The sequence below is a fragment of the Streptomyces sp. CB02980 genome (assembly GCF_014451325.2).
Classification (GTDB): Bacteria; Actinomycetota; Actinomycetes; order Streptomycetales; family Streptomycetaceae; genus Streptomyces.
Map to the genome: position 1 here is coordinate 220,347 of NZ_JACSCH020000001.1, position 6,459 is coordinate 226,805.

Sequence of the window (6,459 nt, forward strand, 5' to 3'; positions counted from 1 at the left end):
CCGCGCCGCGGCAGCAGGAGCTGAACGAAGTGACCCGGCCGATGAAAGCGAGGCCAGGCCAGGGATCACCGGCGTCGTGAGCGGATCTCAGGCGTCTGACTGGAGCTGTCCTGAGGTGTTCTGAGGTGTTCTGAGGTGTTCTGAGGTCACCCAAGAGAAGGTCGCACCGCAGTCGGGACCGGACCGCTTCAGGTCGTAGAACGCGAAGGCTGCCGCACAGGGGTCAATGGTCTTGACACAAGCGCCGCCCGGTCAGCCGCCGGTGCCCTCGGCCACCAGCTGACATGCGGCGCTCTCAAGCAGCATGTCCAGCGCGACCGGGTACGCGCTGTGGGGCATGCGCTCGGCCAGCAGCCCAGCGGTGGCCGCGATGTTCGGGTACGCCTCGGCCGGCAGCCGGGCATACGTCGACTCCCACATCTCCTCGTCCGCCTCGCGCACCTTCGCCGACAGTGCGAGCGCCCCCGCGTCGAGCGCCGCGAAGGCCAGGCACTGGTCGATGTAGGCGTGATAGATCCGCACCGCGTCCACATCTGCGAACCCCGCGCCGCGAAGGCTGTCGAGAATCGCCTCGTCGGCGGCGATCTCCCTCGGCCGGCCGGTCACCCGGCTCGCGGTCAGCAGCGCGGCCTGTGGATGGGCGAGGTAGGCGCCGTGGATGCGCAGGCCCAGTGAGCGCAGATCCGCACGCCACTGCCCCGTCGCGACCCAGCCGGCCAGCGCCCGGCCGATCAGCTCCTCGCCGATGGCGCGTGTGAGCCCGTCCATGCCGTCGAAGTACCGGTACAGGGTGCTGGGGTCCGCCCCCAGCGCGGCGCCGAGCCGCCGGGCGGACAGGCCCGCGCTCCCGTGCTCGCGCACCATCCGCAGCGCCGTCTCGACTATGAGCCGCTCGGAGAGCACCGTCCCCTGCCGAGTGGGGCGCCGCCGTCTGCGGGCCTCCTCAGGGACCACTTCCTTCGCCATCGCCACGCTCTTCCGTGTCGCCGTCCGGGCCGGGCGTCGCGCACATCCGTACGGAGGCGGAGGTCGTCGCGGACGCGGTGGGGCGCTACGCGGAGCGCTACGGGCGCACGCCGGCGGAGAACCCGGACCGGGTCGTCATCGACGCCGCCTTATGCCAACATCATTGACCTTAACTCGCAGCGCCGGGTTCCATCAGCCCCCAGAGGCACCCGCCTCACCGAGAAAGGACTGTGCCATGCGTGTTCTGCTTGTGGGCGCCGGCGGCGTCGGGAGCGCGATCACCAAGATCGCCGCCCGCCGCGGCTTCTTCGACCGCTTCGTCGTCGCCGACTACGACCTGGGCCGGGCCGAGGCCGCGGTCGCGGCCCTGGGCGGCGAGGAGACACGGTTCAGCGCCTGCCGCGTCGACGCCTCCGACGAGGCGGCGGTCACCCGGCTGCTCACCGAGGCCGGATGCGACGTCCTGATGAACGCCACCGATCCGCGCTTCGTGATGCCCCTGTTCAACGCCGCGCTGGCGGCGGGCAGCCACTACGTCGACATGGCCATGTCCCTCTCCCGCCCGCACCCCGACGATCCGCACAGCATCTGCGGGGTGAAGCTCGGCGACGAGCAGTTCGAACAGGCCGCCGAGTGGGAGAAGTCGGGCCGCATCGCGCTCGTCGGCATGGGCGTCGAGCCCGGGCTCTCGGACGTCTTCGCCCGCTACGCGGCCGACGACCTCTTCGACGACATCGAGGAGATCGGCATCCGCGACGGCGCCGACCTGTCCGTCGAGGGCTACGACTTCGCGCCGTCCTTCAACATCTGGACAACGATCGAGGAATGCCTCAACCCTCCCGTGGTGTACGAGCGAGAGCGCGGCTGGTTCACCACCGCCCCGTTCAGCGAGCCGGAGGTCTTCGACTTCCCCGAGGGCATCGGCCCCGTCGAGTGCGTCAACGTCGAGCACGAGGAGGTGCTCCTGATCCCGCGCTGGGTCGGAGCCCGTCGGGTCACCTTCAAGTACGGCCTCGGGCAGGACTTCATCGGCAAGCTCAAGACCCTGCACGCCCTGGGCCTGGACTCCACCGTGCCGGTCACGGTCCGCGGCGAGGACGGCAGCCCCGCCCGCGTCTCGCCCCGCGACGTGGTCGCCGCCTGCCTGCCGGACCCGGCGGCGCTCGGGGAGCGGATGACCGGAAAGACCTGCGCCGGGACCTGGGTCAAGGGCACGAAGGACGGCCTGCCCCGCGAGGTGTACCTCTACCACGTCGTCGACAACGAGTGGTCCATGCGCGAGTACGGCTCCCAGGCCGTCGTCTGGCAGACCGCCGTCAACCCGGTGGTGGCCCTCGAACTGCTCGCCACCGGCGTCTGGTCCGGGCCCGGAGTCCTGGGCCCCGAGGCCCTCCCGCCACGCCCCTTCCTCGACCTCCTCACCGCATACGGCTCCCCCTGGGCCGTACGCGAACAGGAACCCACCCGCACCACGTCCGGCGGCGCCCCCGGCCCCGTCTGACAACCCCTGGCCCAAGCCCCCCCCCGCACCCATGAGCAACCGGGCAAGCCCGGACCCGGCAGGCGACGGCCGTTCCGAAGGGAAGTCGCCCCCACGCTCGTGAGGCCTGGAGTGGGTGCCTCGTCCGCCGCGGATCACGTGGCGCTCGCTGCCTGCATCGGTCCGCCGACGACCGGCGACGGACCGATGCCGGCACCCGCCGTTTTTCGCCCCTGTGGTTTCGCCGATGTGGGGCACCCGCTCCAGCTTCCCCCCAGGCCCTGTCCCCCGCGCCCAGGGCCGACGCCTTCGCGGCACGCCCCACCCCGTCCCGCACAAGCGCCGCCCAGGCATCCTCGGCGGCCACGCCCATCCGGAACGCAGAGACTCGGCAGGCCCCATCCGAAGACGTGCCCGAAGACGTGTCGGAAAAGTTCAAGACCGACGCGGGCGCGGTCCCTAGCGTGGGCGGCATGAACGAGATCCACGCACACCTCTCCAGCAGCGCCGCCGAAGCCGCCCGGGTCGCCCGTGGCATCAGCCCGGAGCAGCTCGCCGGACCCTCCGGCTGCACCGGCTGGACCGTCCGCGAACTCGCCAACCACCTCGTCCTCTACACCGCACACGGCCTCGAACACCGCGCCCTGCGCACCCAGCTCCCCGACAACCTGGTCGCACGCGACTTCACCGCCGACACCGACTGGCCCGAGCAGTACGCCGCCCAGCTCGACCGAGCGCTCGCCGCCTGGGCACAACCCGAAGCCTGGAAGGGCGACGTCGACCTCGGTGGCGGCAACACGATGCCCGCCGACGAGATCGCCGCCATGCTCCTCGCCGAGCTCGCCCTGCACGGCTGGGACCTGGCGCGTGCGACAGGCCAGGACTTCACACTGCCCGAGGACACCGGCACGTACCTCCTCGACGTCGTCGAGCGCTACGCCGAGATGTATCGCACGTACGAAGGCTTCGCCGCCCCGGCCCCGGTGGACGCCGACGCCCCCGCCTTCAACCGCGCCCTCGCGACCAGCGGCCGCACCCCCTGAAACAGCACGGCACCCGGCACCGCATGGCCCGCAGAGGAATCGCGTCCTCGCCCTGGCTCGCCCGGACGGGCCGCAACGAGAAGGCGTCAGCCCTCGTCAGAGCCGGATCAGGCGCCAGACCACGGAACGCACCTCCTAGCCGTGCGCCAGCCTGTCGAACCAGCGCACGATCTGCGGACCCGCCAGCTTGAAGGAGCCGTTGTGGTCGGCCTTCCCGTGGTCGATCACGGGGGCCTTCACGCCGTTGCGGGCCAGGTCGGCCGCGCAGCTGACGGAGTTGGCGATCGCCACGTCCGTGTCGCCGGCCGCGGTGTGCAGCCGTACCGGAACGTCGGGCTTCCAGTCGCAGGTGCCGTCCTGTGCCTTGAGCGCGGCCAGCAGGCCGCCGGTCGGGTGGCCCAGCCGCTCGTAGAAGTCGTCGGTCAGCAGTTCCTTCACCGAGCCGGGGAGTTTGGTGACGATGTCCTCCTCGGTGTGCCGGGTGTCGAAGAGCTGCTCCACGTACCCCGCGTACGGCTGCCGGAAGGCCTCGGCCGGGTCGGCGTAGACGGGGTGGAGCCGGTTCTGCGCGGTGAGGAAGTACGCCATGTAGAAGACGCCGCTGATGTCGTTGACCCGGCCGTCGAGCAGGGCGGGGACCTCGGCGCCCCGAAGGTCGTACGGTCCGGCGACCGGCGCGAGGGCCCGCAGCCTGAAGTGCCGGTCCGCGCCCCGAGCCAGCTCGCGGCCGAGCGCCATGGCGACCTGGCCGCCCTGCGAGAACCCGGTGCCGTACACGTCCCCGGTGAGCGGTCTGCCGAGCGCGGCCGCGGCAGTCCGGGAGGCCCGCAGCATGTCGAGCGAGGCCGAGACGGAGGAGGCGGTGTCCATGTACGGGTGGAGGCCGGGGCCCTTGCCGAGCCCGAGATAGTCCGGGGCGGCGACGGCACGGCCCGCGGCGGCGTGCAGGTAGGGCGCGTAGAGGCCGAAGTCCTCGGCGACGGACGGCGCGTAGTCGCGGTGGACCATCGTGCCGTGCGTGTCCGCCACCAGGTCGAGCCGCCGCTCGCCGCCCTTGGGGAGCACCAGCAGGCCGGTGGCGGTCGTCGGCGCCCCCTGCGGCGTCAGTGTCCGGTAGGTGAGCCGGTAGCCCCGTACGCCGTGGCGCACGGTCGACGCGTCGATGCCGGCGCCCTTGAGGAACGCGGCCACCTCCGCCCGGCTCAGGTCCCCGGCGGGGGTGACACCGAGGAGGGTTCCGCGCCCGATGGTCTGCTGGGCCGGGATGGGGACCGGGACCGGTGTGGGACGGAGTTCGGACGTGGCGAACGCCGGGGCGGCGGCCAGGGCGGTGACGACGGCGGCAGTCGCAGCGGCGAGGGACTGGCGTGCCCTCCGGCGCCGCACGGACCGACCCGAGCGGGTGCGCGTCGTGGTGTGGGGCGTGGCCTGACTCGTGGTGCGGGGCGTCGTGGCGGGTGTCGTCTGGGTCATGACGAAGACGCTACGGAGCCGGTGATCACCGCGACATCCGACGGCCCCCCGGCGAGGAGGGTGGCCAGCCCCACCCCGGAACCGGGGAATCCCCCTGAACGGGGGCGGCCGCACCTTGCGGTGACGGGCGATCAAAGCCGCCGCTCGTGGGAACACACGGGGCCGTCCCCGGATCCCGTGCCGGCCGCAGCAGAGCGAGATCACCAGCCCTGCTACCGCCGAGGGGCCCTGGAAGGGGGAGAACGTCGTCCCCGTGTCAGGGGAGTGCGCGGACGCGGTCCTGCCACGCCGGCCACCGAGTCCTCGGCTGTCGTCATCCCCGGATACGGGCCCGCGGGGAGGCGTGGGAGTGGCTGACGACCACCTTGCCGAAGGGACCGCCGGCCGCGTAGTGACGGTAGGCGTCCGCCGCCGCGTCGAAGGGGAAGACGCGGTCGATCACGGGCCGCAGTCCGTGCGTCCCGATGAAGGCGTTCATCGCGGTGAACTGAGCGCGGCTGCCGACGGCGACTGTCCGGACGGTGGCACCGGAGGCGAACAGGGCACCGGTGTCGAGGGGCGTGGCGGCATTGCCGACGAAACCGACGCACGCGATGGTGCCCGCCAGGGCGATCGCACGGATCGACTCGTGGAGCAGTCCCGCGACGTCGACGATGCGGTCGGCGCCCCGGCCGCCGGTGAAGGTGCGGACCTCAGTGGCCCAGTCGGGCGTGGCCGAGTAGTCGACGACCTCGTCGGCGCCGAGCTCGCGCAGCCGCGCGGCCTTGGCGGGACCGCTGGTCGTGGCGATCACGCGCGCGCCGAGGGCCTTGGCGAACTGGAGCGCGAACAGGGATACCCCGCCGGACCCCTGCACTACGACGGTGTCGCCGGGCCCGAGGCCCGCTCCGTCGCCGGTGAGCGCGTTCCACGCCGTAACCGCCACGCACGGCAGGGTCGCCGCCTCCTCGTACGACAAGTGCGCCGGGACGGCCACCAGCGAGTCGGTGTCGAGCAGCGCGAACTCGGTGAGCAGGCCGTCCAGCGAGCCGCCGCGCTGCGCGAGGTGCTCGAGGGCGAACGGGCCGTCCTGCCAGGAAGGGAAGAGCGTGGCGGCCACGCGGTCACCGACGCGTACGGTGTCGGCGCCCGGGCCGAGCGCGACGACCTCGCCGGCCCCGTCCGAGACGGGGACCACGTCGGGCTTGACCGGCAGCACGTAGGTCCCGTCGAGCACCATGAGTTCGCGGAAGCTCAGGGACGTCGCTCGCACCGCCACCAGGGCCTGGCCGGGACCGGGCACGGGCATGTCGTGCTCGCGGACTGCAAGGCCGGACAGCCCGGCACCACTGTGCGACAGGTGGTAACTCAGCATCTGGGGAGTGCCCTTCTCATGACGTGGGTGGTACGCAGGTCATCGGAGGTGCGGGTGCGCCGGAGCCGGATCCGGGGTCGGATCCGGGGTCGGATCCGGGGTCGGATCCGGGGTCGGATCCGGGGTCGGATCCGGGGTCGGAT

General features: G+C 72.3%; 5 protein-coding genes and 1 pseudogene. 3 read left to right on the forward strand and 3 right to left on the reverse strand.

Annotated elements, in window-relative coordinates:
- Nucleotides 1-252: 252 nt before the first annotated feature.
- Nucleotides 253-966 (reverse strand): TetR/AcrR family transcriptional regulator, encoded by a 714-nt coding sequence (locus tag E0F75_RS01095; RefSeq protein WP_187620508.1) that lies wholly within the window; start codon nucleotides 964-966, stop codon nucleotides 253-255.
- 32 nt (nucleotides 967-998) lie between these two features.
- Between E0F75_RS01095 and E0F75_RS01100 the strand changes: the two are divergent.
- The 3 genes and pseudogenes from E0F75_RS01100 to E0F75_RS01110 form a co-directional block, all read left to right on the forward strand.
- A pseudogene (locus E0F75_RS01100) lies at nucleotides 999-1,133 on the forward strand (nitrilase); the annotation flags it as partial.
- A gap of 68 nt (nucleotides 1,134-1,201) precedes the next feature.
- The gene (locus tag E0F75_RS01105; RefSeq protein ID WP_187620509.1) at nucleotides 1,202-2,467 is read left to right on the forward strand and encodes a saccharopine dehydrogenase family protein; all 1,266 of its coding nucleotides are present in this window, start codon (nucleotides 1,202-1,204) and stop codon (nucleotides 2,465-2,467) included.
- A gap of 452 nt (nucleotides 2,468-2,919) precedes the next feature.
- Nucleotides 2,920-3,489, forward strand: coding sequence for a TIGR03086 family metal-binding protein (locus tag E0F75_RS01110; protein WP_187620510.1), 570 nt, complete (start codon nucleotides 2,920-2,922; stop codon nucleotides 3,487-3,489).
- 135 nt (nucleotides 3,490-3,624) lie between these two features.
- Here E0F75_RS01110 and E0F75_RS01115 read toward each other — a convergent pair whose 3' ends face one another.
- Together E0F75_RS01115 and E0F75_RS01120 are read right to left on the reverse strand one after the other, a co-directional pair.
- The gene (locus E0F75_RS01115; RefSeq protein ID WP_229312415.1) at nucleotides 3,625-4,962 is read right to left on the reverse strand and encodes an alpha/beta hydrolase; all 1,338 of its coding nucleotides are present in this window, start codon (nucleotides 4,960-4,962) and stop codon (nucleotides 3,625-3,627) included.
- Nucleotides 4,963-5,275: 313 nt separating this feature from the next.
- Nucleotides 5,276-6,316, reverse strand: coding sequence for an NAD(P)-dependent alcohol dehydrogenase (locus E0F75_RS01120; RefSeq protein WP_187620511.1), 1,041 nt, complete (start codon nucleotides 6,314-6,316; stop codon nucleotides 5,276-5,278).
- Nucleotides 6,317-6,459 lie beyond the last annotated feature (143 nt).